Source organism: Paraburkholderia flagellata, assembly GCF_021390645.1.
GTDB classification, from domain to species: Bacteria; Pseudomonadota; Gammaproteobacteria; order Burkholderiales; family Burkholderiaceae; genus Paraburkholderia; species Paraburkholderia flagellata.
In genome coordinates, this window is the sequence record NZ_JAJEJT010000001.1 from 1,169,269 (window position 1) to 1,193,582 (window position 24,314).

Consider the following 24,314-nt stretch of genomic DNA (forward strand, 5'->3'; position numbering starts at 1 on the left):
GTCAGGCGCGCTTTTTCGCGTCTGGGCCTCATGAATTCCGTCAGTGCGACTCCTACTCGATGAACGATAGACCGATGCCCGCGGCGCGGCGCGACAAGCGCAAGGCGCTCAATGAGGGTGACCACGCTTCGCAATTCACGCTGCTGCGCCAGCGTCGCTTCGCGCCGTTTTTCTGGACGCAATTCCTCGGGGCGATGAACGACAACGTGTTCAAGATCGGCTTTACTTCGCTCGTCACGTATCAGGCCGCGCGTTTTTCCGGCGTCGATCCGAAGACGGTCGCGTTTCTCATCTCGGCCATTTTCATTTTGCCGTTCGTACTGTTTTCCGCGACCTCGGGCCAGGTCGCCGACAAGTACGACAAAGCGATGCTCACACGCTGGGTCAAGACCTTCGAGATCGCGGTCATGCTGATCGGCGCGGCCGGTTTCTGGATGCACAGCGCGCCGCTGCTGTATGCGTGCACGTTCCTGATGGGCGTGCATTCCACGGTGTTCGGGCCGGTCAAGTACGCGTACCTCCCGCAGCGGCTCGCGCCCGATGAACTGGTTGGCGGCAACGGGCTCGTCGAGATGGGCACGTTCGTCGCGATTCTGCTCGGCACGATCGTCGGGGGCGTGGCGGCGGGTATCGGGGCGATGGACCCCGCGTCTGCGCATGCCGACGTTGGGCCGCCGCTCGGCGCATGGTGGCTCGGCGGCATGTGCATCGTCATCGCGCTCGTGGGGCGTGTGGCCTCGGCGTTCGTGCCGTCGTGCGAGCCATCGCAGCCGGATCTGCGCATCAACTGGAATCCTTTCTCCGAAACCTGGCGCAACCTGCGCCTCGCGCACGGCAACCGCACGGTGTTTCTGAGCCTGCTCGGCATTTCGTGGCTCTGGTTCGTCGGCGCGACGTTTCTGGCGTCGTTCTTCAATTTCGCCAAAGACGTGATGTCGGCCGATCCCGACGTCGTGACCGTGCTGCTCGCGATGTTTTCGCTTGGCATCGGCTTGGGGTCGCTGCTTTGTGAGCGGCTCTCGCGGCGGCGCATCGAGGTGGGCCTCGTGCCCCTCGGCTCAATCGGCATGAGTGTGTTCGGCATCGATCTCTTCTTTGCGAGCCATGCGTTGCCCGCTGCGTCCCATCTGCTTTCGGTGGGCGAATTCTTGCGCACCGCCGCGCACTGGCGCGTGCTTGCGGACCTGTTCCTGCTCGCCATGTTCGGCGGCTTCTACAGCGTGCCGCTGTACGCGTTGATCCAGAGCCGCAGCGCACCCAGCCACCGCGCACGCATCATCGCCGCGAACAACATCCTCAATTCGCTCTTCATGATCGTCTCGGCGCTCATGGCGATGGCGCTCACGTCCGCGGGCGTCGGCATTCCCGGCATCTTCCTCACTACGGCGCTGCTCAATATCGTCGTGGCGGCCTATATCTACACGCTCGTGCCTGAGTTCCTGCTGCGATTCATGGCGTGGGCGCTCGTCCATACGTTCTACCGTGTACGGCTCGTGCACGCCGAACGCATACCAACTGAGGGCGCGGCAGTGCTCGTCTGCAATCACGTGAGCTATGTCGATGCGATCGTCATCATGGCCGAGAGCCCGCGGCCGATCCGCTTCGTGATGGATCAGCAGATCTTCCGTTCACCGTTCGTGGGCTGGGTGTTCCGTCACGCCAAGGCCATTCCGATTGCGCCCGCTCACGAGGATCCGGTTGCGCCTGCCGCTGCCTATGATGCGTGCGCGGCTGCGCTGTCCGAGGGCGATCTCGTCTGCATTTTTCCGGAGGGCAAGCTCACGCGCACGGGCGACATGAATCCGTTCCGGCATGGCGTGGCCGAAATTTTGAGGCGCACACCCGTTCCCGTCGTGCCGATGGCGTTGCGTGGGCTGTGGGGCAGCGCGTTCTCGCGCTTTGCGGCATCCGGGCAGGAGCGGCCGCTACGGCGAGGTCTGACTAGCCGGTTGACGCTCGCGGTAGGCGAGCCGATCGCGGCGGCGGACGTTACGCTCGAGCGCTTGCAGGAGGTGGTGGCGGAACTGCGCGGCGCGCGGCGCTGACGCATGGGTCATGCGGGGCGGCAAGTCTTGTCGCCCAAAACCGGCATTGCGCCGCCTTTCGCCTGACCGCGCGGTCGGGCGTCGCCGCGCGCGGGCTGGCATAATGCTGGATTCCCCGATTCACTTTGGACGACCGCCATGTCCGGCAACACGCTCGGTACGCTTTTCACCGTCACCACCTTCGGCGAATCCCACGGTCCGGCCATTGGCTGCGTCATCGACGGCTGCCCGCCTGGCATGGCGCTCACCGAAGCCGACATCCAGATCGACCTGGACCGCCGCCGCCCCGGCACGTCGCGTCACGTGACGCAGCGCCAGGAAGAGGACAAGGTCGAGATTCTCTCGGGTGTGTTCGAAGGGCGCACCACGGGCACGCCTATCGCGCTCCTTATCCGCAATACCGATCAGCGCAGCAAGGACTACGGCAACATCGTCGAGACCTTCCGCCCCGGTCACGCCGATTACACCTACTGGCAGAAGTACGGCATTCGTGACTATCGCGGCGGCGGCCGATCGTCGGCACGCCTCACGGCGCCCACGGTCGCAGCGGGCGCCGTTGCGAAGAAGTGGCTGCGCGAGCGCTTCGGCGTGGAAGTGCGCGGCTACATGCGCGCGCTCGGCGAGATCGACGTGCCGTTCATGAGCTGGGAGTACGTGCACGAGAACCCGTTCTTCGTGCCCAACGCCGATGTCGTGCCGCAGCTCGAGGCCTACATGGACGCGTTGCGCAAGGACGGTGACTCGATCGGTGCGCGCGTGAACGTGGTGGCGAGCGGCGTGCCGGTGGGCTGGGGCGAACCGCTGTTCGACCGGCTCGACGCCGACATCGCGCACGCCATGATGGGCATCAACGCGGTGAAGGGCGTGGAGATCGGCGCGGGCTTTGCGAGCGTCGCGCAGCGCGGCTCGGTGCACGGCGACGAGCTCACGCCCAATGGCTTTCACGGCAATCACGCTGGCGGCGTGCTCGGTGGCATTTCGACGGGGCAGGACATCACCGTCTCGATCGCCATCAAGCCGACCTCGAGTATCCGTACACCGCGCCGCTCGATCGACAAGTCGGGCGAGCCCGCGACGGTCGAGACCTTTGGCCGCCACGACCCGTGCGTGGGCATTCGCGCAACGCCGATCGCCGAGGCCATGCTCGCGCTCGTGCTGATCGATCACGCGCTGCGCCACCGCGCGCAGAATGCCGACGTCGTCGTGACGACGCCGAAGATCGCGGCCAGCGACGACTGATGTTTGCCGGTGCGGCGTGAGCCGCACTCGTTGCGCAGGCAACAAAAAAGCCGCTTCAGGCTCACACCTGAAGCGGCTTTTTTCGTTTGCCGAATTTACATGTTCGGATAGTTCGGCCCGCCGCCACCTTCCGGCGTGACCCACACGATGTTCTGCGTCGGGTCCTTGATGTCGCACGTCTTGCAGTGCACGCAGTTCTGCGCGTTGATCTGCAGGCGGTCGCTGCCGTCGTCGTTCTTCATGAACTCGTACACTGCGGCCGGGCAGAAGCGCGCTTCGGGGCCCGCGTAGGTGCGCAGGTTCACGTTCACGGGCACGCTCGCGTCCTTGAGCGTCAGATGCGCAGGCTGGTTCTCCTCGTGGTTGGTGTTCGAGATGAACACCGAGGAGAGCCGGTCGAACGTGAGCTTGCCGTCAGGTTTCGGATACTCGATCGGCTTGCACTGCGAAGCGGGCTTGAGCATTTCGTGGTCGCGATGCTGGTGATGCAGCGTCCACGGCACGTTGCCGCCCAGCAGCTTCTGCTCGATGCCCACCATCAGCGTGCCCAGGTACAGGCCCTTGCTCATCCACTGCTTGAAGTTGCGCGCCTTGTAGAGTTCCGTGTGGAGCCACGACTGCTTGAACGCTTCCGGATAGGCCGCGAGTTCGTCGCTCTGGCGGCCGGCCTGCACGGCTTCAAAGGCGGCATCGGCCGCGAGCATGCCGGTCTTGATCGCCGCGTGGCTGCCCTTGATGCGCGAGGCGTTCAAAAAGCCCGCGTCGTCGCCCACGAGCGCGCCGCCCGGGAACACGAGCTTGGGCAGCGACATCAGGCCGCCCGCGGTAATCGCGCGCGCGCCGTACGATACGCGCTTGCCGCCTTCGAGGTACTTGCGGATTTCCGGGTGCGTCTTGTAGCGCTGGAATTCCTCGAACGGCGAGAGATACGGGTTCTGGTACGCCAGACCGACGACAAAACCCACCATCACCTGGTTGTTGTCGATGTGGTACAGGAACGAGCCGCCGTAGGTGTCCGATTCGAGCGGCCAGCCGGCGGTGTGAATCACGAGACCCGGCTGGTGCTTCGCCGGATCGATCTCCCAGAGTTCCTTGATACCGATGCCGTAGACCTGCGGGTCCGAATCCTTGCCCAGCTTGAACTTCTCGTTCAGCTGCCGGCCCAGGTGACCGCGGCAGCCTTCGCAGAACAGCGTGTATTTGGCGTGCAGCTCCATGCCGAGCTGGAAGTTCTCGGTGGGCTCGCCGTCCTTGCCCACACCCATGTTGCCGGTAGCGACGCCCTTGACCGAGCCGTCGTCGTTGTAGAGCACCTCGGCAGCCGGGAAGCCCGGGAAGATCTCCACGCCCAGCGCCTCGGCCTGCTGGCCCAGCCAGCGCGTTACATTGGCAAGGCTGATGACGTAGTTGCCGTGGTTCTTGAAGTTGTCGGGCAGCGCCCAGTTCGGCACCGATTTAGCCCCCGTTTCGGAAAGAAAAAGGAACTTGTCCTCGGTCACAGGCACGTTCAGCGGTGCGCCTTGCTCTTTCCAGTCCGGAATCAGCTCGTTCAGGGCACGCGGATCCATGACCGCGCCCGAGAGGATATGCGCCCCGATTTCCGAGCCCTTTTCCAGCACGCACACGCCGATTTCAGCGCCTTTCTCCGCGGCCAGCTGCTTCAGGCGGATGGCGGCGGACAGGCCGGCCGGGCCACCGCCGACGATCACGACGTCGTATTCCATCGACTCGCGTGGGCCGTATTGCTCTAAAAGACTTGCGGGGGTCATCAATGCTCCTCTTGCCATTAGAATGCTTTTTTCGGGTTCGTATTGTCGGGTAACGTTCCCCGTGCCGCAACCCAACAGGCTAACATTAGCACGACCGTTCTATTCTGTGGCGTCAGAATTGGCGTGGCGGTCACGCCGCGCTCTGGCGCTTATTCACCTCTGAACAGGAAGCGGAAATGGGCCGTTCGATCAATCTGGAAGGCAAGGTCGCGATGATCACGGGGGCCTCCAGCGGGCTCGGCAAGCGCTTTGCCCAGGTGCTCTCGCAGGCGGGGGCAAAAGTCGTGCTGGCAAGCCGCCGCGTGGAGCGGCTCAAGGAGCTGCGCGCCGAAATCGAGGCGAGCGGCGGCGCGGCTCACGTCGTTTCGCTTGACGTGACCGACTACCAGAGCATTCGTTCGGCGGTGGCGCACGCCGAAACCGAGGCGGGGACCATCGACATCCTCGTGAACAACTCGGGCGTCTCCACGACGCAAAAGCTCGCGGACGTCACGCCTGCCGACTTCGAATACGTTTTCGACACCAACACGCGCGGCGCCTTTTTCGTGGCCCAGGAGGTCGCCAAGCGCATGATCATGCGCGGCAATGGCGGCGGTCCGAAGCCGGCGTACCGCATCATCAATATTGCTTCGGTGGCGGGCCTGCGTGTGCTGCCGCAAATCGGCCTGTACGCGATCAGCAAGGCCGCGGTCGTCCATATGACGAAGGCGATGGCGCTCGAATGGGGGCGTCACGGCATCAACGTAAACGCGATCTGCCCGGGCTACATCGACACGGAGATCAACCATCACCACTGGTCGACGGAGCAGGGACAAAAGCTCGTCTCGATGCTGCCGCGCCACCGCGTTGGCAAGCCCGAAGACCTGGATGGCCTGCTGCTGCTGCTCGCCGCCGACGAATCGTCGTTCATCAACGGTTCGATCATCACCGCCGACGACGGCTTCGGGCTCACCTGAGTGCAGGCGAGTCCGGCCGCCGGCCGGCATTCCGTTTTTTCGCAACAACCAGAAGTTGAAGTGCAATGAGTGACTACCACCCCGTATTTGAAATGACCATGCCGATCCGTTGGGGCGACATGGACGCGTTCGGCCATGTGAACAACACGGTCTATTTCCGCTACATGGAGCAGGTGCGGATTTCCTGGTTCGAGCATTTGGGCGTGGCCGCAGAGAGCGGCGACGGTCAGGGGCCCGTGATCGTCAATGCTTCGATGGAATTCCTCAAGCAGTTGCACTACCCCGGCGACATCATCTGCACGATGACCGTCGGCCAGCCAGGCCGCAGCAGCTTCGACACCGGTTTCGAACTACGCCGCGCCGACGAGCCGGACACGCTCTACGCACGCGGAAACGCACGCTGCGTGTGGATCGACTACGCGGCGGGCAAATCAGTGCCGATTCCCGACATGCTGCGCGCGACGATCGAGCATGCGGGACTGGTCAAATCTGACCGAGTGGGCTGAGCTTTGCGTGGCATGCGTGCGCCGGCGGCGCGCGCCTTTACTGACCGAGCAGCCGCTGCAGCAGCTCGGTGGCGTTGCCGGTGTCGTACTTGCGCATGAGGCGCGCGCGATAAACATCCACGGTACGCGGGCTGATATCGAGAATTCGCCCGATCTGCTTGCTGGTCTTGCCGGTAACGAGCTGCGCGGCGATCTCGCGCTCGCGCGGCGTGAGCTCGATGGCCACGCGTCGCGTCGCGCTAAGGTCTTCAAACGTCCAGACGCCCGCCGCGTGCGGCTCGGTGCGGTCGAGCGAGCGCCCCGTGACGTGACACCAGAAGAGTTCACCGGTGGCGCGTTTCATGATGCGGTCATCGGCGTAGCTGCCTTGCGCCGTCATGATCGGCGGGATGCGGGCGCCAATGCGCTCGAATTCGTCCGCAGACGGGTAGAGCACCTGGAACGACTGGCCTATCAGCGCCTCGCGTGCGCAGCGGAAGATGGCGGCGACCTGGTCGTTGCAATCGACGATGGTGCGCTCGCGCGCAAGCACGAGGCCGATGGGCGCGAGATGGAACGCGGTCTGGTAGTCGAGAGCGGAGCGTTCGACGGATTGGGTTGGAGCGGCCATGGCGGACGGTGCGGGTATTGCTTTATGTAGTTTTGCGTATTGTGCCGCAACAGGGGGGCAGCGTACGCTTTGCACCCATCGGAGGAGCAGATTTCAAAGCTCGCGCGGCTCGTTTGAGCCCGTGCGCGCAGCCCGCCCGGGCTGCCGGCTTCACGGCAACGCCACCGGGGCATGACTAGAATTGAGCGTCCGGACGCGCTCGACGTCCGCGCGACAAACCGGATTGGCGGATTTCCATTAGAGGAAGGGACACACTGATGAACAAGGTCTACAAAAGCGCGGCTGCCGCGCTCGAAGGCATCGTCAAGGACGGGCAGACATTCGCGGTTGGCGGCTTTGGCCTCTGCGGCATTCCCGAAGCGCTGATCGGCGCACTGCGCGATACGGGCGTGAAGGGCATCACCTGCATCAGCAACAATGCGGGTGTGGACGGCTTTGGCCTCGGCTTGCTGCTGGAGACGCGCCAGATCAAGAAAATGATCTCGTCCTACGTGGGCGAGAACAAGGAATTCGAGCGCCAGTATCTGTCGGGCGAACTCGAACTCGAATTCACGCCGCAAGGCACGCTGGCTGAAAAGCTGCGCGCGGGCGGCGCCGGCATTCCGGCATTCTTCACGAACACCGGCTTCGGCACGCTGATCGCGGAAGGCAAGGAAACGCGCCAGTTCGGCGACAAGCACTACGTGCTCGAGCATTCGCTCACGGCAGATGTCGCGCTCGTGAAGGCGTGGAAGGCCGACAAGTCGGGCAATCTGGTGTTCCGCCGCACGGCGCGCAACTTCAACCCGATGTGCGCGATGGCCGGCAAGATCACCGTGGCGGAAGTGGAAGAGATCGTCGAGAACGGCGCACTCGATCCGGACGCCATCCATACGCCGGGTATCTTCGTGCAGCGCATCGTGCTCAACGCGCACCCAGAAAAGCGCATCGAACAACGCACCGTGCGCGCCGCGGCGGGCAACTAAGGAAGGAGACCGACCATGGCATGGAATCGTGACGAAATGGCCGCTCGCGCGGCGAAGGAACTGCAGGACGGCTTCTACGTGAACCTCGGTATTGGCCTGCCTACGCTCGTGGCCAACCACGTGCCCACGGGCATGGAAGTGTGGCTGCAGTCGGAAAACGGGCTGCTCGGCATCGGCCCCTTCCCGACCGAGGAAGAAGTGGACGCTGACATGATCAACGCCGGCAAGCAGACCGTGACGACGCTGGCGGGGTCGTCGATTTTCTCGTCGGCGGACTCGTTCGCGATGATTCGCGGCGGCCACATCAACCTGGCGATCCTTGGCGCCATGCAGGTGAGCGAGAAGGGCGACCTCGCCAACTGGATGATCCCCGGCAAGATGATCAAAGGCATGGGCGGCGCGATGGATCTCGTGGCGGGCGTTGGCCGCGTGGTCGTGCTGATGGAGCACGTGGCGAAGGGTGACCAGCACAAGATCCTCGAAGCCTGCACGTTGCCGCTGACAGGCGTGGGCGTGGTCGATCTCATCATCACCGACCTCGGTGTGATGGAAGTGAGCGAAGCGGGCCTGAAGGTGACCGAGCTTGCACCGGGCGTGACGGTGGACGAGATCAAGGCCAAGACTGGCGCGCCACTCGATGTGAGCGCTGTGGGCTGAACGTCTTAGCGTAAGCATGATTTGCGGCGGGCGAGACTTCGGTCTCGCCCGTTTCGTTTTTGCGGTGCTTGCATTGTTGCGCGTTGGCGTCGTGTTGAAACGTCGGCCGAACGGCATAGGCAGGATGGGAGAGGGGCGCAACCCCCGGGGGCGCCGGCCACCGTGGCGGGAGGCCCGCATGGAGGTGCATTTGGGTACGGTTTGCGTGCGGCTTTGCCGCCGATGCCGTGCGGCAAAGCCGTTTACAATCGGCCGAAAGTCTTGATGCGCCTTCGAGTGAGGATCCAGCGATGACCGAATCGACCGCCGTGCCGCGCCAGCAATATGTCCAGTGTCTCAGTCCCACAGGCCTGCACCGCATCGCGTACACCGAGTGGGGCGACCCCGCCAATGCGCACGTGCTCGTGTGCGTGCACGGACTCACACGCTCGGGGCGCGACTTCGACCGCTTCGCCGCTGCAATGGCCGACCAATACCGTGTCGTGTGCCCGGACGTGGCCGGGCGCGGCCTCTCGTCGTGGCTGCTCGACCCGCGCGGCTACGGCGTCGCGCAGTACGTTGCGGACATGGTCACGCTGATCGCGCGCACCGGAGCGGAGAAAGTCGACTGGTTCGGCACCTCGATGGGCGGCCTGATCGGTATGGCGCTTGCAGGGCTGCCGGGTGCGCCCATCGGCCGCATGCTGCTCAACGACATCGGGCCGCATATCGAACCCGCGTCGCTCGCGCGCATCGGCGAGTATGTCGGGCGCGCCGAGCCTTTCGCGACGCTCCAGGAGGGCATCGACAATGCAGCGCTTCTCGCGGCCTCGTTCGGCCCGCTGAGCGCCGAGGACTGGCGCGAGATCAATACGCCGTTGCTGCATGAAGTGGACGGCCAGTGGCGCTACCGGTACGACCCGCGCATTGCGGAACCCTTCAAGTCGACCACGCCGGAGCAGAACGAAGAGGGCGAGAAGTTCCTGTGGCGCTCGCTCGCTGCGTTCGAAGGGCCCCTGCTTGTCGTGCGCGGCGCGCTTTCGGACCTGCTTTCGCGCGAAACGGTCGCGAAGATGGTCGAGACCGGGCGCAACGTATCGAGCGTCGAAGTCGAGGGCGTAGGACATGCGCCTGCGTTCCTCGCGCCCGACCAGATCGCGATCGCGCGCCGTTTCTTCGACGGCGAGGCCCTTCGCGCGTCATAATGTGAGATTCGTCGGCATATTCCGGCGCGCACGCATGCGCGCTGGATTGCGCCGGCCCGGAAGTCGACCGTTTTTCACTTCTCAACAGGAATTTTCATGGCAGTCATTCGTCACCACGTTGGCCCGCGTCTTTCGGAAACCGCAATCCACAATGGCACCGTCTACCTGGCTGGCCAGATCGCCGAGGACACGCAGCAGGACATCGCTGGCCAGATGCGCGAAGTGCTCGGCCATATTGACCGCCTGCTGGGCGAGGCGAGCAGCGACAAGTCGCTGCTCCTCTCGGTGCAGATCTATATCGCTGACATGAAGGACTTCCCCGGCATGAACGCCGAGTGGGACAAGTGGGTCGCGCAAGGCGCGACGCCGCCGCGCGCGACGGTCGAAGCGAAGCTCGCGAATCCGGAATGCCTCGTTGAGATCGTCGTAGTGGCTGCGCAGCGCGATTGAGCGCGAGTCGCGCAGTCGGCGTCTCAGTCGACGTAGTTTCGTCGAGTATGTTTGATCCTTTTCGTTGTCGCCCGTCCGGCATGCCGGCGGGCATCGCCTCATGAGTAGCGACACCGTTCCTCCCGCTCCCGCGGTTTCCGCCGATACCGGCGCGCTGCCGTCGCTCGACGACGCGCTTGCGTTCGTGCGCGAGCACGCCGGTGACGCACGTCTTTCCACGGGCGAGCCGCTCATCGAGCATGCGCAGGGCACGGCGTCCATCATGAGCCGGCTCAACGTCGATCCGCCTGCGGTCCTCGCCGCGGCGCTCTTCAATCTCGCGCCGCATCTCGACGATCCGGAAGCCACGCTCGAGGCGCGCTTCGGCGCGGAAGTCGTAAAGCTCGTGTTCGACGTGCGCAAGCTGTTGCGCCTTGGCACCGTGAGCCTGCGCGCTCAGCAGGCCATGCCCGAAGCGGGCCGCGAAGGGCGCGACGCCCAGGCGGCGCGGCGCGCGCAGGTCGAGTCGCTGCGCAAGATGCTGCTCGCGTTCGCGCAGGACATCCGCGTCGTGCTGATCCGGCTTGCGTCGCGCCTGCAGTCGCTGCGCTTTTATGCCGCGGCGAAGATCACGCCCGCGCCTGAAATCGCGCACGAGACGCTGGAAATCTACGCGCCGCTCGCCAACCGCCTTGGCATCTGGCAACTCAAGTGGGAACTCGAAGATCTCGCGTTCCGCTTTCAGGAGCCCGATACCTACAAGCGCATCGCGAAGCTGCTCGACGAAAAGCGCGTGGAACGCGAGAGCTACGTGGCCGAGGCGATTGCGCGGCTGCAGAGCGAGCTTGCCGCGGCGCATATCCCGGCCGAGGTGAGCGGGCGGCCCAAGCACATCTACAGCATCTGGAAGAAGATGCGCGGCAAGGAGATCGACTTCGCCGAGCTTTACGATGTGCGGGCGTTTCGCGTGATCGTCCCCGACATCAAGGATTGCTACACGGTGCTCGGCATCGTGCACAACCTCTGGCAGCCAGTTCCGAAGGAATTCGACGACTACATCTCGCGGCCTAAGCCCAACGGTTACCGCTCGCTGCACACGGTCGTGATCGGCGACGACGGCCGCGCGTTCGAGGTGCAGATCCGCACGCAGGAGATGCATCAGTTCGCCGAATACGGCGTGGCCGCGCACTGGCGCTACAAGGAGGCCGGTGCGAAGGGCTACGGCGGCCAGTTCAGCGCGAGCAGCAGCTACGACGAGAAGATCGCGTGGCTGCGCCAACTGCTTGCGTGGAAGGACGATGTTTCGGACGGGCGCCAGCCCTGGGAGCAGCTGCGCCAGGCCACGCTCGACGACGACCACATCTATGTCCTCACGCCGCAGGCGCGCGTGATCGCGCTGCCGCAAGGCGCAACGCCTCTTGACTTCGCGTATCACCTGCACAGCGAACTGGGCCATCGCTGCCGTGGCGCGCGCGTGGACGGCGCGATGGTGCCGCTCAACACCCAGCTTCGCAACGGCCAGACAGTCGAAATCGTCTCGGTGAAGGAGGGCGGGCCGTCGCGCGACTGGCTCAATCCGCAGCTTGGCTATCTGCATAGCCCGCGTGCGCGCCAGAAGGTGCGTGCGTGGTTCAACGCGATCGAGGCGCAGGAGAATATCGCCAACGGCCGCGCGATGGTGGAAAAGACGCTGCAGCGCGAGGGCCGCACGTCCGTCAATCTCGATCAGCTCGCGGCCAAGCTCGGCTTCAAGTCGCCCGACGACCTCTTCAGCGTCGTCGGCAAGGAAGAGTTCAGCCTGCGCAACGTCGAGCACGCGTTGCACGATGCGCCCGCAGCCGAGCCCGAAGAGGAGACGCCCGAGCAGCTCACCAAGCGCGCGAGCGGCGCGAACGTCGCGCATGGCGGGTCGTCGGGCGTGCTGGTTGTCGGCGTGGATGCGCTTCTTACCCAGCTCGCGCGCTGTTGCCGCCCCGCGCCGCCCGACGCGATCAGCGGTTTCGTCACGCGCGGCAAGGGCATGTCGATCCATCGCAGCGATTGCCCGACGTTCCGGCGCATGGCCAACCGTGCGCCTGAGCGCGTGCTGCACACCACCTGGTCCGCCGACGTGATGGGCGGGCGCGGCCAGTCGGTCTACCCGGTCGATATTTCGATCGAGGCCACCGACCGCCAGGGTTTGCTGCGTGACATTTCCGAAGTGTTTGCGCGCGAGAAGATGAACGTGATCGGCGTGAAGACGCAGTCGCGCCGCAATGCGGCGTACATGCAGTTCACGGTGGAAGTGTCGAATTCCGCGCAGATCCAGCGCGCCTGCGTGCTGCTGGGCGAGGTGGGCGGGGTCCAACGGGCGTCGCGCAAGGGCTGAGGCGGCCGCAGTATTGCCGCGCTGCAAAAAATGCTTGCCAAGTCTGCGGGTACTTCATATAATCTTTCTTCTTCAGGCTCGTAGCTCAGCTGGTTAGAGCACCACCTTGACATGGTGGGGGTCGTTGGTTCGAGTCCAATCGAGCCTACCAACGAAATCGAGGTCGCGGCGGTTGTTTCGCCGAGGCTTCAAATGCAGTAAAAGGCGCTCCGCGCTCAAGGCGACTACGGTTATGACACCGCGAACGTTTACCGAAACTACTTCGGAGCGACGCTAGTCGAGGACCTCTTTCGCCTCTGCAGTCTGGTTTGAAAAGTGAATGCGGCCCCTCGAAAGCGGGGCCGCATTTTTTTTCGCTGCGAAGTTTTCCGCGGTCTGTTCCCACGAACAATACGATGTGCCTTCGCGGCACTTCTGGAGAAAAACATGGTTGCGATACGTCTGCCCGACGGTTCGGTTCGACAGTACGATCATCCCGTCACGGTCGCCGAAGTGGCGGCTTCGATTGGCCCCGGCCTCGCCAAGGCGGCGCTCGGCGGCAAGCTCGACGGCGAACTGGTCGATACGTCGACGCTGATCGATCGCGACGCATCGCTCGCCATCGTCACGGACAAGGATGCCGACGGCCTCGACATCATCCGTCACTCCACGGCGCACTTGCTGGCCTACGCGGTGAAGGAGCTGTATCCGGAAGCCCAGGTCACGATCGGGCCGGTCATCGACAACGGTTTCTACTACGACTTCGCCTACAGCCGTCCCTTCACGCCCGAGGATCTCGAAAAGATCGAAAAGCGCATGCAGGAACTCTCGAAGAAGGACGAGCCGGTGTCGCGCCGCGTCGTCACGCGCGGCGAGGCCGTGGACTACTTCAAGAGCATTGGCGAGAAGTACAAGGCCGAGATCATCGAGTCGATTCCGGGCGCGGAAGAGATCAAGCTGTACTCGCACGGCGGTTTCACGGACCTGTGCCGCGGCCCGCACGTGCCGTCCACGGGCAAGCTCAAGGTCTTCAAGCTCATGAAGGTCGCGGGCGCCTACTGGCGCGGCGACTCGAAGAACGAGCAGTTGCAGCGCATCTATGGCACGGCCTGGACGAAGAAGGAAGACCAGGACCAGTACCTCCACATGCTCGAAGAGGCCGAAAAACGCGATCACCGCAAGCTCGGCAAGCAACTCGACCTGTTCCACATGCAGGACGAGTCCCCGGGCATGGTGTTCTGGCACCCGAAGGGCTGGACGCTCTGGCAGCAGGTCGAGCAGTACATGCGCGGCCGTTTGCGCGTGGCCGGCTACGACGAAATCAAGACGCCGATGATCATGGACCGCTCGCTCTGGGAAGCGTCCGGTCACTGGCAGAACTATCGTGAAAACATGTTCACGACGGAGTCGGAAAAGCGCGACTACGCGATCAAGCCGATGAACTGCCCGGGCCACGTCCAGGTGTTCAACCACGGCCTGCGCTCGTATCGCGATCTGCCGCTGCGTTACGCGGAGTTCGGTTCGTGCCACCGCAACGAGGCGTCGGGCGCGCTGCACGGGCTCATGCGCGTGCGTGGCTTCGTCCAGGACGATGCGCACATCTTCTGTACGGAAGACCAGATTATCAGCGAGTCGATCGCCTTCAACACGCTGGCGATGAGCATCTACAAGGATTTCGGGTTCGATCACATCGACATCAAGCTCTCGCTGCGCCCCGATTCGCGCGCGGGGACGGATGAAACGTGGGATCGCGCCGAGCAGGGTCTGCGCGAGGCGCTCACGGCCTGCGGCCTGCAGTGGGAAGAGCTGCCGGGCGAGGGCGCGTTCTACGGTCCGAAGGTCGAGTACCACATCAAGGACGCGCTTGGCCGCTCGTGGCAGTGCGGCACGCTGCAGCTGGACATGGTCCTGCCGGAGCGCCTTGGCGCGGAGTACGTGGCGGAAGACAACAGCCGCCGCCGCCCGATCATGCTGCACCGAGCCATTCTCGGTTCGATGGAGCGTTTCCTCGGGATTCTGATCGAGCACCATGCCGGCGCGATGCCGCCGTGGCTCGCTCCGGTGCAGGCTGTTGTGATGAATATCGCGGAAAGTCAGGCCGAATATGCCGCGAATCTGGTCCAATCGTTGCAAAAACAAGGGCTTAGAGTGATAGCCGATTTGCGCAACGAGAAAATTAGCTATAAAATACGCGAGCGCACGCTTGAGAAGGTCCCGTACCTGCTTGTCGTAGGCGACAAGGAGCGTGATGCACAAACGGTAGCCGTGCGTGCCCGTGGCGGCGTCGATCTGGGCGTTATGCCGGTCGATGCCTTTACTGCGCGTCTTGCGGAAGACATCAAGACGTTCAAGTAAGCCACTGCGGCAGCGCGGCTCGTTTTTTTAATTTTTAGAGGAAACGTAACATCGCTACGGATAAGTCGCATCGCATCAACGGTGAAATCACTGCACCCGAGGTGCGTCTCGTCGGAATCGAGAACGAGCCGCTCGGCATCGTAAAGCTGGCCGATGCGTTCCGCATGTCGGAACAGCAGGACGTCGATCTGGTTGAAATTGCCCCTCAGGCGGTGCCTCCCGTGTGCCGCTTGATGGATTACGGCAAGTTCAAGTATCAGGAATCGAAGAAGCAGCACGAGGCCAAGCTCAAGCAGAAGGTCATCCAGGTCAAGGAAGTCAAGTTCCGGCCGGGTACCGACGACGGCGATTACAACGTCAAGCTGCGCAATCTCATCCGCTTCCTCGATGATGGCGACAAGACGAAGATCACGTTGCGTTTCCGTGGCCGCGAAATGGCCCACCAGGAAATCGGCATGCGCATGCTCGAGCGCCTGCGCACCGACCTCGAAGAAGTCGGTCAGGTCGAGCAAATGCCGAAGATGGAAGGGCGCCAGATGATCATGGTGCTCTCGCCAAAGAAGAAGAAGTAATTGGCACGTCGCGCGGTCGTTCGCTGCGCGGTGGCCAAAAGCAGTTTTCAGTGACGCCTTAGGCGCCTTGGCGCGCCAAAGGCGGGAAGCAGGTTCCGGAACGGCGCCCGCGCGCTGCACATAACGTGCGGCAAACGGGCGTTTTTCCTGAAAGCGGCGGCAAGCTTGTTTTTTCAAAAGCCAGCCAGTCGCCAAAACAAGTGGAGTGGGTTTCGAAGGGCGGAGTCCCGGCAAGGTGTGTGAACACCGCGCCAACCGCACACCCATGTCCATCAAATAATGGAGTTGTCTGTCATGCCGAAGATGAAGACCAAGAAGAGCGCTGCAAAGCGCTTCGTGGTTCGTCCGGGCGGTACCGTCAAGCGCGGTCAAGCCTTCAAGCGTCACATCCTGACGAAGAAGACCACCAAGAACAAGCGTCATCTGCGTGGTGCAACGGCCGTTCATGATTCCGATCTGAACTCCGTGCGCGCAATGCTGCCGTTCGCGTAACCCTCAACCGATAACTCATAGGAGCGAAACATGCCTCGAGTCAAACGTGGGGTTACCGCACGGGCCCGCCACAAGAAGATCATCAACCTGGCCAAGGGTTACCGCGGCCGTCGCAATAACGTCTATCGCATCGCCAAGCAGGCGGTTATGCGCGCAGGCCAGTACGCCTACCGCGATCGCCGCAACAAGAAGCGTGTGTTCCGCGCACTGTGGATCACGCGTATCAACGCGGCGGTGCGTCAGCACGACATGACCTACAGCGTGTTCATCAACGGCCTGAAGAAGGCTTCGATCGAACTCGACCGTAAGGTTCTGGCTGACATGGCTGTGTTCGACAAGGCTGCATTTGCTGCGATCGTCAAGCAGGTGAAGGCCGCCGTCGCTGCCTAAGCGCTGGTATCAAGCATAGGTATTGCGCAGGTTCGTTGCAGCAGACATTCCGGTTGTCTCGGTGATGCTGCAACAAAAACGGGGCTCCTCACCGAGCCCCGTTTTTGTTGGTAATTACGCTTCTTGCGCCGCTTCATGCAGTGTCTTCGCGCGGTGATCGCCTCGTTTCATCATGGCGTGCCGTGAGCGCGGAGATGCTCCAAGTCTCAAACTCTGACGCTGAAAAGATGGGATCAATGGATCTGGACCAGATTGTCGCCGACGCGCAAAGCGCGTTCGCCTCCGCCCCCGACGTCAACACGCTTGAAAACGAAAAGGCCCGCTTTCTCGGCAAGTCCGGCGCGCTGACCGAACTGCTCAAGGGCCTCGGCAAGCTCGACGCGGAAACGCGCAAGACCGAGGGCGCGCGCATCAACGCTGTCAAGCAGCAGGTCGAAGCCGCGCTCAACGCGCGCCGCCAGGCGCTCGCTGACGCGCTCCTGAACCAGCGGCTCGCCGCCGAGGCGATCGACGTCACGCTGCCGGGCCGCGGCACGGGCACGGGCAGCCTGCACCCCGTGATGCAGACGTGGGAACGTGTCGAGCGCATCTTCGGCTCGATCGGCTTCGACGTGGCCGACGGTCCCGAGATCGAAACCGACTGGTACAACTTCACCTCGCTCAACAGCCCGGAAAACCATCCGGCGCGCTCCATGCAGGACACGTTCTACGTGGACGGCAAGGACGCCGATGGCCGTCAGCTTTTGTTGCGCACGCACACGAGTCCGATGCAGGTGCGCTACGCGCGCACGCACACGCCGCCCATCAAGGTGATCGTGCCGGGTCGCACGTATCGCGTGGACAGCGACGCCACGCACTCGCCGATGTTCAACCAGGTCGAAGGCCTGTGGATCGAAGAGAACATCAGCTTCGCAGACCTGAAGGGTGTTTACACCGACTTCCTCAAGAAGTTCTTCGAACGTGACGACATTCAGGTGCGCTTCCGGCCGTCGTACTTCCCGTTCACGGAGCCCTCGGCCGAAATCGACATGATGTTCGAGCACGGCAAGAACGCCGGCAAGTGGCTCGAGATCTCGGGCTCGGGCCAGGTGCACCCGACCGTGATCCGCAACATGGGCCTCGACCCGGAGCGCTACATCGGCTTTGCGTTCGGCAGCGGCCTCGAACGCCTGACGATGCTGCGTTATGGCGTGCAGGATCTGCGTCTGTTCTTCGAAGGCGATCTGCGCTTTTTGCGTCAGTTCGCCTGATCGAAGCGACGCATCCGTTAGCACAACGCGAGGCGGACGCAGCACCTGAAAAAGGTGCGCGAGAACCCGCCCCGCGACGGTCACAATCTGTCTGGAACGTAAAACCAAATGCTATTCCCCGAATCCTGGCTGAGAAGCTTTGTCGATCCGAAGCTCACGACCGATGAACTGGCCCACGCGCTCACAATGGCCGGCCTCGAAGTCGAAGGCCTGAGCCCGGCCGCGCCGCCCACCACGAAGATCGTCGTGGGCCGCGTGCTCGAAGTCGTGAAGCACCCGGACGCGGACAAGCTCAACGTCACGCAGGTCGATGCCGGCACTGGCGCGACGCTGCAGATCGTGTGCGGCGCGCCCAATGTCGCGCCCGGCATCAAGGTGCCGGTGGCGCTCGTGGGCGCCGAACTGCCGCCCGCGGAAGAAGGCGGCAAGCCCTTCGCGATCAAGCTCTCGAAGCTGCGCGGCGTGGAAAGCCAGGGCATGCTGTGCTCGGCGCGCGAGCTAAAGCTCTCGGAAGACCACAGCGGCCTGATGATCCTGCCGGAAGATACGCCGATCGGCCAGGACATCCGCGAAGCGCTGAATCTCGACGACACCATCTTCGAAATCAAGCTCACGCCGAACAAGGCCGATTGCCTTTCGGTGTACGGCATCGCACGCGAAACAGCTGCGATCACCGGCGCGCCGTTGCAGGCGCCCGTGTACCCGAAGGTCGAAGTGAAGCTCGACGAAAAGCTGCCCGTGAAGATCTCGGCGCCGGACCTGTGCGGCCGTTTCTCGGGCCGCGTGATCCGCGGCGTGAACGCGCACGCGAAGACGCCGATGTGGATGGTCGAGCGCCTCGAGCGTTCGGGCCAGCGCAGCATCTCGGCGCTCGTCGACATCTCGAACTACGTGATGCTCGAACTCGGCCGCCCGTCGCACGTGTTCGATCTCGACAAGATCCACGGCTCGATGGACGTGCGCTGGGGCAAGAAGGGCGAACAACTCAAGCTGCTCAACGGCAACACGGTGGAAGTCGATGAAACCGTCGGTGTGATCGCCGATGACCGCGAGATCGAAAGTCTCGCGGGCATCATGGGCGGCGACAGCACGGCCGTCACGCTCGACACCACGAACATCTATCTCGAAGCCGCATTCTGGTGGCCCGACAGCATTCGTGGTCGTTCGCGCCGCTACAACTTCTCGACCGATGCCGGTCATCGTTTCGAGCGCGGCGTGGACTGGTCGACGACCGTCGAGCACATCGAGCGCATCACGCAACTGATCCTCGACATCTGCGGCGGCGCAGCCGGCCCGATCGACGATCAAACCGTGAACGTGCCCGCGCGCGAGCCGGTGAAGATGCGTGTGGCGCGCGCGAACCGCATTATCGGCGTGAAGATCAGCGCCGATGAGATCGCGCAAATCTTCACGCGCCTCGGCCTCACGTTCACGCGTGGCGTTGACAATGCAGGCGACGAGAGCTTCAGCGTGACGCCGCCGCCGTACCGTTTCGACATCGAGATCGAAGAAGACTTGATCGAAGAAGTCGCGCGCATCTACGGCTTCGAAAAGATTCCCGCGCTGCCGCCGGTGGCACGCAGCGAAATGCGTGCGACCAACGAAACGCGCCGCTCGATCCACGCCATTCGTCACGCGCTCGCCGCGCGCGATTACGCTGAGACGATCAACTTCAGCTTCGTCGACGCCGAATGGGAGCAGGACTTCGCGGGCAACGCGAATCCCGTGAAGCTGCTGAACCCGATCGCGAGCCAGCTCTCGGTTATGCGCACGACGCTGTTCGGCAGCCTCATCAACGTGCTGCGCCACAACCTCAACCGCCGTGCCGAGCGCGTGCGAGTGTTCGAAGCGGGCCGTGTGTTCCTCAACGATCCGTCGATCAAGGCCGGCGAGATGGCGGTGGAAGGTTTCGCACAACCGAAGATGATCGGTGCGCTCGCCTACGGTCCCGCGCTCGAAGAGCAGTGGGGCGCGCAAACGCGCGGCGTCGACTTCTTCGACGTGAAGGGCGATCTCGAAGCGCTATTCACATCGCTTGGCGCGGCCAAGGCGCCGCGTTTCGTGAAGGCCGAACACCCCGCGCTGCATCCGGGACGTAGCGCGCGCATCGAAGTCGATGGCAAGTCCGTGGGCTGGATTGGCGAGTTGCATCCGCGCTGGATGCAGAAGTACGACCTGCCGCACGCACCGATGCTCTTCGAGGTCGAGGCCGACGCACTGATGGCGCGCGAACTGCCCACGCCTACCGAAGTGTCGAAATTCCCGCCGGTCCGTCGCGACATCGCTCTGGTTGTCGATCAAAAGATCGAGGTGCAAGCGCTGCTCGACGAGTTCCAGAAGGGCATGCAAGACGAGCCTTGCCGGATTGTGCAGAGGGTTGCGCTTTTCGATGAATTTCGTGCAAAATCAAATACTTCCGGACTTGGCGTGGACGAGAAAAGCCTTGCCTTCCGGGTGACCCTGCAAGATACTGGCGGAACCCTTCAGGACGAAACGGTCGATGCGGCCATCAAGTCCCTGGTGGATCGCCTGGCTCGAGTGTATGGCGCCCGGTTGCGCGGATAAGCTCCTCGGCTCATCACGTACCGACATCGGCTTCTGGTTTGCGAGTTTGCAAGTCAACCCCGCAACCGGAAGCGCGCCATTTCATAGATAGATGAACGAAATGAACTCGAGTGATTTCGAAGCCCTTCTTGCGGCACAGCGTAGCGCCATGATTCGCGACATTCCTGCCTCGTCGGCAAGCGCCACGAACGACACGCCCACGCTGACCAAAGCCGAACTCGCTGAGCTGCTGTTCGACAACGTGGGTCTCAACAAGCGCGAAGCGAAAGACATGGTCGAAGCCTTCTTCGAAGTGATTCGTGACGCGCTGGAAAGCGGCGACAGCGTGAAGCTGTCCGGCTTCGGCAATTTCCAGTTGCGCGACAAGCCGCAACGCCCAGGCCGCAATCCGAAGACGGGCGAGGCGATACCCATCGCGGCGCGTCGCGTGGTGACGTTCCATGCGAGCCAGAAGCTCAAGGCGCTCGTGGAAAGCGGTGCCGAGGCGAGCTTTCCGCGTTGATGCGTTGAGTTTGTCTGCCCGCGGCGGTGGCAATATGGCGGGCGTGAACGAATAAGTAGAAATAGCGGACTTCAAGGACCCAGGCGGCGACGCCTCATTGCGCAACCACCACGACGGCAACCCGGCGATGACATCGACAAACGAAAAGGTCGTCTTGCCTCCCATACCCGCCAAGCGCTACTTCACCATTGGCGAGGTGAGCGAGCTGTGCGGCGTGAAACCTCACGTACTGCGGTATTGGGAGCAGGAGTTCACGCAGCTGAAACCGGTGAAGCGGCGCGGCAATCGCCGTTACTACCAGCATCACGAGGTATTGCTGATCCGTCGCATTCGCGAGCTGCTTTACGAGCAGGGCTTCACGATCAACGGCGCACGCAACCGGCTCGATGCGCATGGGGCAGCGGCCGAGGAAGCCGGGCAGCCGGAAGCCGTGGGAGTGCCGGGTTCTGAAGGCACGACGGCGCTCGTGGACGTCGATCAGTTGCGCAAGGAATTGCTGCACGTGCTCGATGCGCTCGGGCGCTGAACCACCTCTCTGAACGCATGCGACCGGGTCGTTCACGAATTACGTGCGAAGCGGTTCTAATTAGAGAAACTCTCTGTTATACTTTCTAGCTCTCGGGGCGTAGCGCAGCCTGGTAGCGTACCTGCATGGGGTGCAGGTGGTCGGAGGTTCAAATCCTCTCGCCCCGACCAGAATAGAGCCCGCGTAATCGAAAGATTACGCGGGCTTTGTCTTTTTGCGCGCTGCAAAACGCGCGACGCAGAGCGCAAAGCAATGACACCGCAAGATCCGGCTGTCAATTTTTCTCACATATCGGTGAGAATCCTTCGTTATACGGCGCGTGCCGCTCGCCTTACGATACGCGTACTCCGCGCCCGTGGTTCGTATAATCGCGCGCCCGCGCGCAACCCCATGCTCAGACAGCGTCACCTCACATGAACCCGATCGAACTCGCGCAACTGGTCTTTCTCGCCGCCCTATGGGGCGGGTCGTTTCTGTTCATCCGTGTCGGCGTGACCGATTTCGGCGTCGCGCCGCTGATGGCGCTGCGCGTTGGCATCGGCGCGTTGTTCCTTCTGATCGTGCTGTTCTCGCGGCGTCCCGCACGCGAAGCGCTCGGCACGCTGCGCGAACGCGCATGGCCGCTCTTCGTCGTCGGCATCCTCAATTCCGCCGCGCCGTTCTGTCTCTTCGCGTGGGCCGAGCTCACGCTGTCCGCGGGCGTCACATCCGTGATCAACGCGACCACGCCGCTGTGGGGTGCAGTCGTCGCGTATGTCTGGCTCAAGGATCGTCTGAGCGGGATGCGTGTGGTCGGGCTGGCCATCGGCTTCGCCGGTGTGCTCGCGCTCGTCTGGGATCAGGTCGTGACGCACGCAGGCGGCGGCGCGTCTTCCACGAGCGCTGCACTCGCCGCCCTTGCTGCACTCGTCGCATCGGCGCTGTACGGTGTCGCTGCGAGCTACACGAAGCGCCATCTCACGGGCATCGATCCGCTCACCGTCGCTGCCGGGACGATGACGGGCGCGACGCTCGTGCTCGCGCCGATCGCCTTGGTCACCTGGCCTGCTGCGCCCATCTCGCTGCATGCGTGGGGCGCGGTGCTCGGCCTGGGCGTAGCGTGCACGGGTGTCGCTTATCTGTTGTTCTTCCGGCTGATCGCAGCGGTGGGGCCGGCGCGCGCGATCACGGTCACATTCGTGATCCCCATCTTCGGCATTCTGTGGGGCGCGCTCTTTCTCGGCGAGCGCGTTTCGATGGGCATGGTCGAGGCGTGCGCGGCGATTCTCGTGGGCACGGCGCTCGCGACCGGCTTCGTGAAGCGCTTGCCCGGATTCACCGCGCGCCGCAGCGAAGCGAGCGCGGAACGCTAGCAGGGCAGCGCCCGTACGGCGCGGGCGAGGCGGGTGTGTTGCGAGCGCCATGTGGGTGAGCCGCAACGCACTGTCTTGCGAGCAGCATCGACGAAATCGCGCGGCGATTGGCGTCGCGCGATTTCGCACTCAAGCTCGCTCAAGCCGCCACGCGCGGCACGGCTTTGACTTCCTTCTCACGACCGCCGCGGCTGATCGGCAACGTCGCGACGATCACCGCTCCCAGCACGAGCAGCACCGCGGAATAGATGAGCCCCGCCGCATAGCTGTGCGTCGCGTCCTTGAGCCAGCCCACGACGAGCGGATTTGCCGCCGAGCTGATATTGCCGATCGCATTGATCGCGGCGATGCCCACCGCGCGCGCTTGCGGCGTGAACGCTTGATCGGGCGTGGTCCAGAAGATCGACATCGCCGTGTACGACCCCGCCGATGCGAGGCACACGCCAAGCAGCTGCACGAGTGGCGCGCCGCCTTGCGCCGTCAACACGCAGCCAATCCCCGAGAGCAGCATCGGCGCGGCAAGATGCCATTTGCGCTCCTGCAGCCGGTCGGAGCGGCGCCCCCACGCAATCATCGCGACGATGGTGACGAGCTGCGGAATCGTCGCCACGAGGCCCACGGTGACGTTGCTCGCCCCGGCGCTGAAACCCTTCACGATCAACGGCGCCCACACTGCGACCATGGCGAGTGTGTTGACGAGGCAGAAGTATGCCGCCGCGAAGCGCAGGACCACCGGCGAGCGCAGTTGCTGCCAGAGGCTGCGCTCGCTCGCCGCGTGCGCCGTGGTCGAAGCGAGGCCGTTGGCCGGCTCGGCAAGCGCGGCTTCGAGCGTGCGTTTCTCTTCCGCGCTGAGCCAACGGGCGGCGCGCGGCGTGTCGTCCAGATAGAAGAACGCCACGCAGCCGAGCAGCGCTGCCGGCATGCCTTCGAGCACGAAGAGCCACTGCCAGCCGGCCAGTCCTGCAAGGCCGTCGAGCTTGAGGATAAAGCCCGAGACCGCGGACCCGAGCGCGGCCGTCACGGGCATGGCGATCATGAAGAGGGCATTCGCCCGTGCACGCCACGCGCCTGGGAACCAGCAGGTGAGATAGAGCAGCATGCCGGGCAGGAAGCCGGCCTCGGTCACGCCAACCAGCATGCGCAGCCAGTAGAGGGTGGTGGCGTTGGTGGCGAACATCGTCGCGGTGGAGGCGAGGCCCCACGCAATCATGATGAAGCTGATCCAGCGGCGCGCGCCGATGCGCGCGAGCATGAGATTGCCCGGAATGCCGCAGGCGATATAGGCGACGTAGAAGAGCGTGGTGGCGAAGCCGAACTGCGTGCTCGACAGACCGAGGTCCTTCATCATCGTCAGGCCCGCGAAGCCGATGTTGATGCGGTCGAGGAACGAGACGACGAACAGCAGGAACAGGAAGCCGAGCAAATGTCGCGAGACCTTGCGCGTGACCTGTTCGGCGGCGGCTGCGCAGTTTGACTGCGTTTGCGCGGACGTTTGCGGCACGCGCGAAGCATGCCCTTGCGGGATTGGGCTCATGTGTCTCCTCCTAAGCACCGGGACGTGAGCGTGGCAACGGTTATGGCGTTGTTGTTTGCCGCGGATCAC

21 protein-coding genes and 2 tRNA genes are annotated in these 24,314 nt (G+C 63.5%); 20 read left to right on the forward strand and 3 right to left on the reverse strand.

Annotation, left to right across the window (positions count from 1 at the left end):
- Positions 1-59 precede the first annotated feature (59 nt).
- Positions 60-2,045, forward strand: coding sequence for an MFS transporter (locus L0U83_RS05110; protein WP_233881173.1), 1,986 nt, complete (start codon positions 60-62; stop codon positions 2,043-2,045).
- Positions 2,046-2,183: 138 nt separating this feature from the next.
- Entirely contained in the window at positions 2,184-3,284 is a 1,101-nt protein-coding gene (gene aroC / locus L0U83_RS05115) for a chorismate synthase (protein WP_233881174.1), read from the forward strand.
- Positions 3,285-3,379: 95 nt separating this feature from the next.
- Here the strand turns inward: aroC and L0U83_RS05120 are convergent, their stop codons facing one another.
- Entirely contained in the window at positions 3,380-5,053 is a 1,674-nt protein-coding gene (locus L0U83_RS05120; protein ID WP_233881175.1) for an electron transfer flavoprotein-ubiquinone oxidoreductase, read from the reverse strand.
- A gap of 176 nt (positions 5,054-5,229) precedes the next feature.
- On the opposite strand from L0U83_RS05120, the gene L0U83_RS05125 reads away from it, so the two are divergent.
- Together L0U83_RS05125 and L0U83_RS05130 are read left to right on the forward strand one after the other, a co-directional pair.
- Positions 5,230-6,009 (forward strand): SDR family oxidoreductase, encoded by a 780-nt coding sequence (locus tag L0U83_RS05125; protein WP_028204260.1) that lies wholly within the window; start codon positions 5,230-5,232, stop codon positions 6,007-6,009.
- Between the two features lie 65 nt (positions 6,010-6,074).
- Positions 6,075-6,515 carry an acyl-CoA thioesterase gene (locus L0U83_RS05130; protein ID WP_201700380.1) on the forward strand — a complete coding sequence of 147 codons (441 nt, stop codon included), beginning with the start codon at positions 6,075-6,077 and terminating at the stop codon, positions 6,513-6,515.
- Positions 6,516-6,552: 37 nt separating this feature from the next.
- Here L0U83_RS05130 and L0U83_RS05135 read toward each other — a convergent pair whose 3' ends face one another.
- The gene (locus tag L0U83_RS05135; protein ID WP_233881176.1) at positions 6,553-7,125 is read right to left on the reverse strand and encodes a LuxR C-terminal-related transcriptional regulator; all 573 of its coding nucleotides are present in this window, start codon (positions 7,123-7,125) and stop codon (positions 6,553-6,555) included.
- A gap of 257 nt (positions 7,126-7,382) precedes the next feature.
- Between L0U83_RS05135 and L0U83_RS05140 the strand changes: the two genes are divergently transcribed.
- From L0U83_RS05140 to L0U83_RS05215, 16 genes are all read left to right on the forward strand, one after another.
- Positions 7,383-8,090 (forward strand): CoA transferase subunit A, encoded by a 708-nt coding sequence (locus L0U83_RS05140; RefSeq protein WP_233881177.1) that lies wholly within the window; start codon positions 7,383-7,385, stop codon positions 8,088-8,090.
- Positions 8,091-8,105: 15 nt separating this feature from the next.
- On the forward strand, positions 8,106-8,747 hold the full coding sequence (locus L0U83_RS05145) for a CoA transferase subunit B (RefSeq protein ID WP_233881178.1): 642 nt from the start codon (positions 8,106-8,108) through the stop codon (positions 8,745-8,747).
- 290 nt (positions 8,748-9,037) lie between these two features.
- Positions 9,038-9,931 (forward strand): alpha/beta fold hydrolase, encoded by an 894-nt coding sequence (locus L0U83_RS05150; RefSeq protein ID WP_233881179.1) that lies wholly within the window; start codon positions 9,038-9,040, stop codon positions 9,929-9,931.
- Positions 9,932-10,027: 96 nt separating this feature from the next.
- Positions 10,028-10,381: a RidA family protein gene (locus tag L0U83_RS05155; protein ID WP_233881180.1), complete on the forward strand. Its 354-nt coding sequence runs from the start codon at positions 10,028-10,030 to the stop codon at positions 10,379-10,381.
- A gap of 100 nt (positions 10,382-10,481) precedes the next feature.
- Positions 10,482-12,728: a RelA/SpoT family protein gene (locus L0U83_RS05160; RefSeq protein ID WP_233881181.1), complete on the forward strand. Its 2,247-nt coding sequence runs from the start codon at positions 10,482-10,484 to the stop codon at positions 12,726-12,728.
- A 74-nt stretch (positions 12,729-12,802) separates the two neighbouring features.
- A tRNA-Val gene (locus tag L0U83_RS05165) sits at positions 12,803-12,879 on the forward strand.
- A 275-nt stretch (positions 12,880-13,154) separates the two neighbouring features.
- Complete coding sequence (thrS, locus tag L0U83_RS05170) at positions 13,155-15,062, forward strand: threonine--tRNA ligase (protein ID WP_233881182.1); 1,908 nt, start codon at positions 13,155-13,157, stop codon at positions 15,060-15,062.
- A gap of 50 nt (positions 15,063-15,112) precedes the next feature.
- The gene (gene infC, locus L0U83_RS05175; protein ID WP_083245567.1) at positions 15,113-15,634 is read left to right on the forward strand and encodes a translation initiation factor IF-3; all 522 of its coding nucleotides are present in this window, start codon (positions 15,113-15,115) and stop codon (positions 15,632-15,634) included.
- Positions 15,635-15,928: 294 nt separating this feature from the next.
- Entirely contained in the window at positions 15,929-16,126 is a 198-nt protein-coding gene (gene rpmI / locus L0U83_RS05180; RefSeq protein WP_004191477.1) for a 50S ribosomal protein L35, read from the forward strand.
- Between the two features lie 30 nt (positions 16,127-16,156).
- Complete coding sequence (rplT, locus tag L0U83_RS05185; protein ID WP_004192938.1) at positions 16,157-16,516, forward strand: 50S ribosomal protein L20; 360 nt, start codon at positions 16,157-16,159, stop codon at positions 16,514-16,516.
- Between the two features lie 236 nt (positions 16,517-16,752).
- On the forward strand, positions 16,753-17,766 hold the full coding sequence (pheS, locus tag L0U83_RS05190; protein ID WP_233881183.1) for a phenylalanine--tRNA ligase subunit alpha: 1,014 nt from the start codon (positions 16,753-16,755) through the stop codon (positions 17,764-17,766).
- 108 nt (positions 17,767-17,874) lie between these two features.
- A complete protein-coding gene (gene pheT / locus L0U83_RS05195; protein WP_233881184.1) occupies positions 17,875-20,331 on the forward strand; it encodes a phenylalanine--tRNA ligase subunit beta in 2,457 nt (818 codons plus the stop codon).
- 91 nt (positions 20,332-20,422) lie between these two features.
- Complete coding sequence (locus tag L0U83_RS05200; RefSeq protein WP_028204248.1) at positions 20,423-20,833, forward strand: integration host factor subunit alpha; 411 nt, start codon at positions 20,423-20,425, stop codon at positions 20,831-20,833.
- 127 nt (positions 20,834-20,960) lie between these two features.
- Positions 20,961-21,359, forward strand: coding sequence for a MerR family transcriptional regulator (locus L0U83_RS05205; RefSeq protein WP_233881185.1), 399 nt, complete (start codon positions 20,961-20,963; stop codon positions 21,357-21,359).
- A 93-nt stretch (positions 21,360-21,452) separates the two neighbouring features.
- Positions 21,453-21,529 (forward strand) — tRNA-Pro (locus L0U83_RS05210).
- Between the two features lie 243 nt (positions 21,530-21,772).
- On the forward strand, positions 21,773-22,711 hold the full coding sequence (locus L0U83_RS05215; protein WP_233881186.1) for a DMT family transporter: 939 nt from the start codon (positions 21,773-21,775) through the stop codon (positions 22,709-22,711).
- A gap of 139 nt (positions 22,712-22,850) precedes the next feature.
- On the opposite strand, the gene L0U83_RS05220 is transcribed toward L0U83_RS05215, so the two are convergent.
- Positions 22,851-24,245, reverse strand: a complete 1,395-nt coding sequence (locus L0U83_RS05220; protein ID WP_233881187.1) for an MFS transporter — start codon at positions 24,243-24,245, stop codon at positions 22,851-22,853.
- Between the last annotated feature and the right edge of the window lie 69 nt (positions 24,246-24,314).

Coding starts and splice junctions, on each gene's coding strand:
- L0U83_RS05110 (WP_233881173.1), top strand. CDS start 60: ATGAACGATAGACCGATGCCCGCGGCGCGGCGCGACAAGCGCAAGGCG.
- aroC (WP_233881174.1), top strand. CDS start 2,184: ATGTCCGGCAACACGCTCGGTACGCTTTTCACCGTCACCACCTTCGGC.
- L0U83_RS05120 (WP_233881175.1), bottom strand. CDS start 5,053: ATGACCCCCGCAAGTCTTTTAGAGCAATACGGCCCACGCGAGTCGATG.
- L0U83_RS05125 (WP_028204260.1), top strand. CDS start 5,230: ATGGGCCGTTCGATCAATCTGGAAGGCAAGGTCGCGATGATCACGGGG.
- L0U83_RS05130 (WP_201700380.1), top strand. CDS start 6,075: ATGAGTGACTACCACCCCGTATTTGAAATGACCATGCCGATCCGTTGG.
- L0U83_RS05135 (WP_233881176.1), bottom strand. CDS start 7,125: ATGGCCGCTCCAACCCAATCCGTCGAACGCTCCGCTCTCGACTACCAG.
- L0U83_RS05140 (WP_233881177.1), top strand. CDS start 7,383: ATGAACAAGGTCTACAAAAGCGCGGCTGCCGCGCTCGAAGGCATCGTC.
- L0U83_RS05145 (WP_233881178.1), top strand. CDS start 8,106: ATGGCATGGAATCGTGACGAAATGGCCGCTCGCGCGGCGAAGGAACTG.
- L0U83_RS05150 (WP_233881179.1), top strand. CDS start 9,038: ATGACCGAATCGACCGCCGTGCCGCGCCAGCAATATGTCCAGTGTCTC.
- L0U83_RS05155 (WP_233881180.1), top strand. CDS start 10,028: ATGGCAGTCATTCGTCACCACGTTGGCCCGCGTCTTTCGGAAACCGCA.
- L0U83_RS05160 (WP_233881181.1), top strand. CDS start 10,482: ATGAGTAGCGACACCGTTCCTCCCGCTCCCGCGGTTTCCGCCGATACC.
- thrS (WP_233881182.1), top strand. CDS start 13,155: ATGGTTGCGATACGTCTGCCCGACGGTTCGGTTCGACAGTACGATCAT.
- rpmI (WP_004191477.1), top strand. CDS start 15,929: ATGCCGAAGATGAAGACCAAGAAGAGCGCTGCAAAGCGCTTCGTGGTT.
- rplT (WP_004192938.1), top strand. CDS start 16,157: ATGCCTCGAGTCAAACGTGGGGTTACCGCACGGGCCCGCCACAAGAAG.
- pheS (WP_233881183.1), top strand. CDS start 16,753: ATGGATCTGGACCAGATTGTCGCCGACGCGCAAAGCGCGTTCGCCTCC.
- pheT (WP_233881184.1), top strand. CDS start 17,875: ATGCTATTCCCCGAATCCTGGCTGAGAAGCTTTGTCGATCCGAAGCTC.
- L0U83_RS05200 (WP_028204248.1), top strand. CDS start 20,423: ATGAACGAAATGAACTCGAGTGATTTCGAAGCCCTTCTTGCGGCACAG.
- L0U83_RS05205 (WP_233881185.1), top strand. CDS start 20,961: ATGACATCGACAAACGAAAAGGTCGTCTTGCCTCCCATACCCGCCAAG.
- L0U83_RS05215 (WP_233881186.1), top strand. CDS start 21,773: ATGAACCCGATCGAACTCGCGCAACTGGTCTTTCTCGCCGCCCTATGG.
- L0U83_RS05220 (WP_233881187.1), bottom strand. CDS start 24,245: ATGAGCCCAATCCCGCAAGGGCATGCTTCGCGCGTGCCGCAAACGTCC.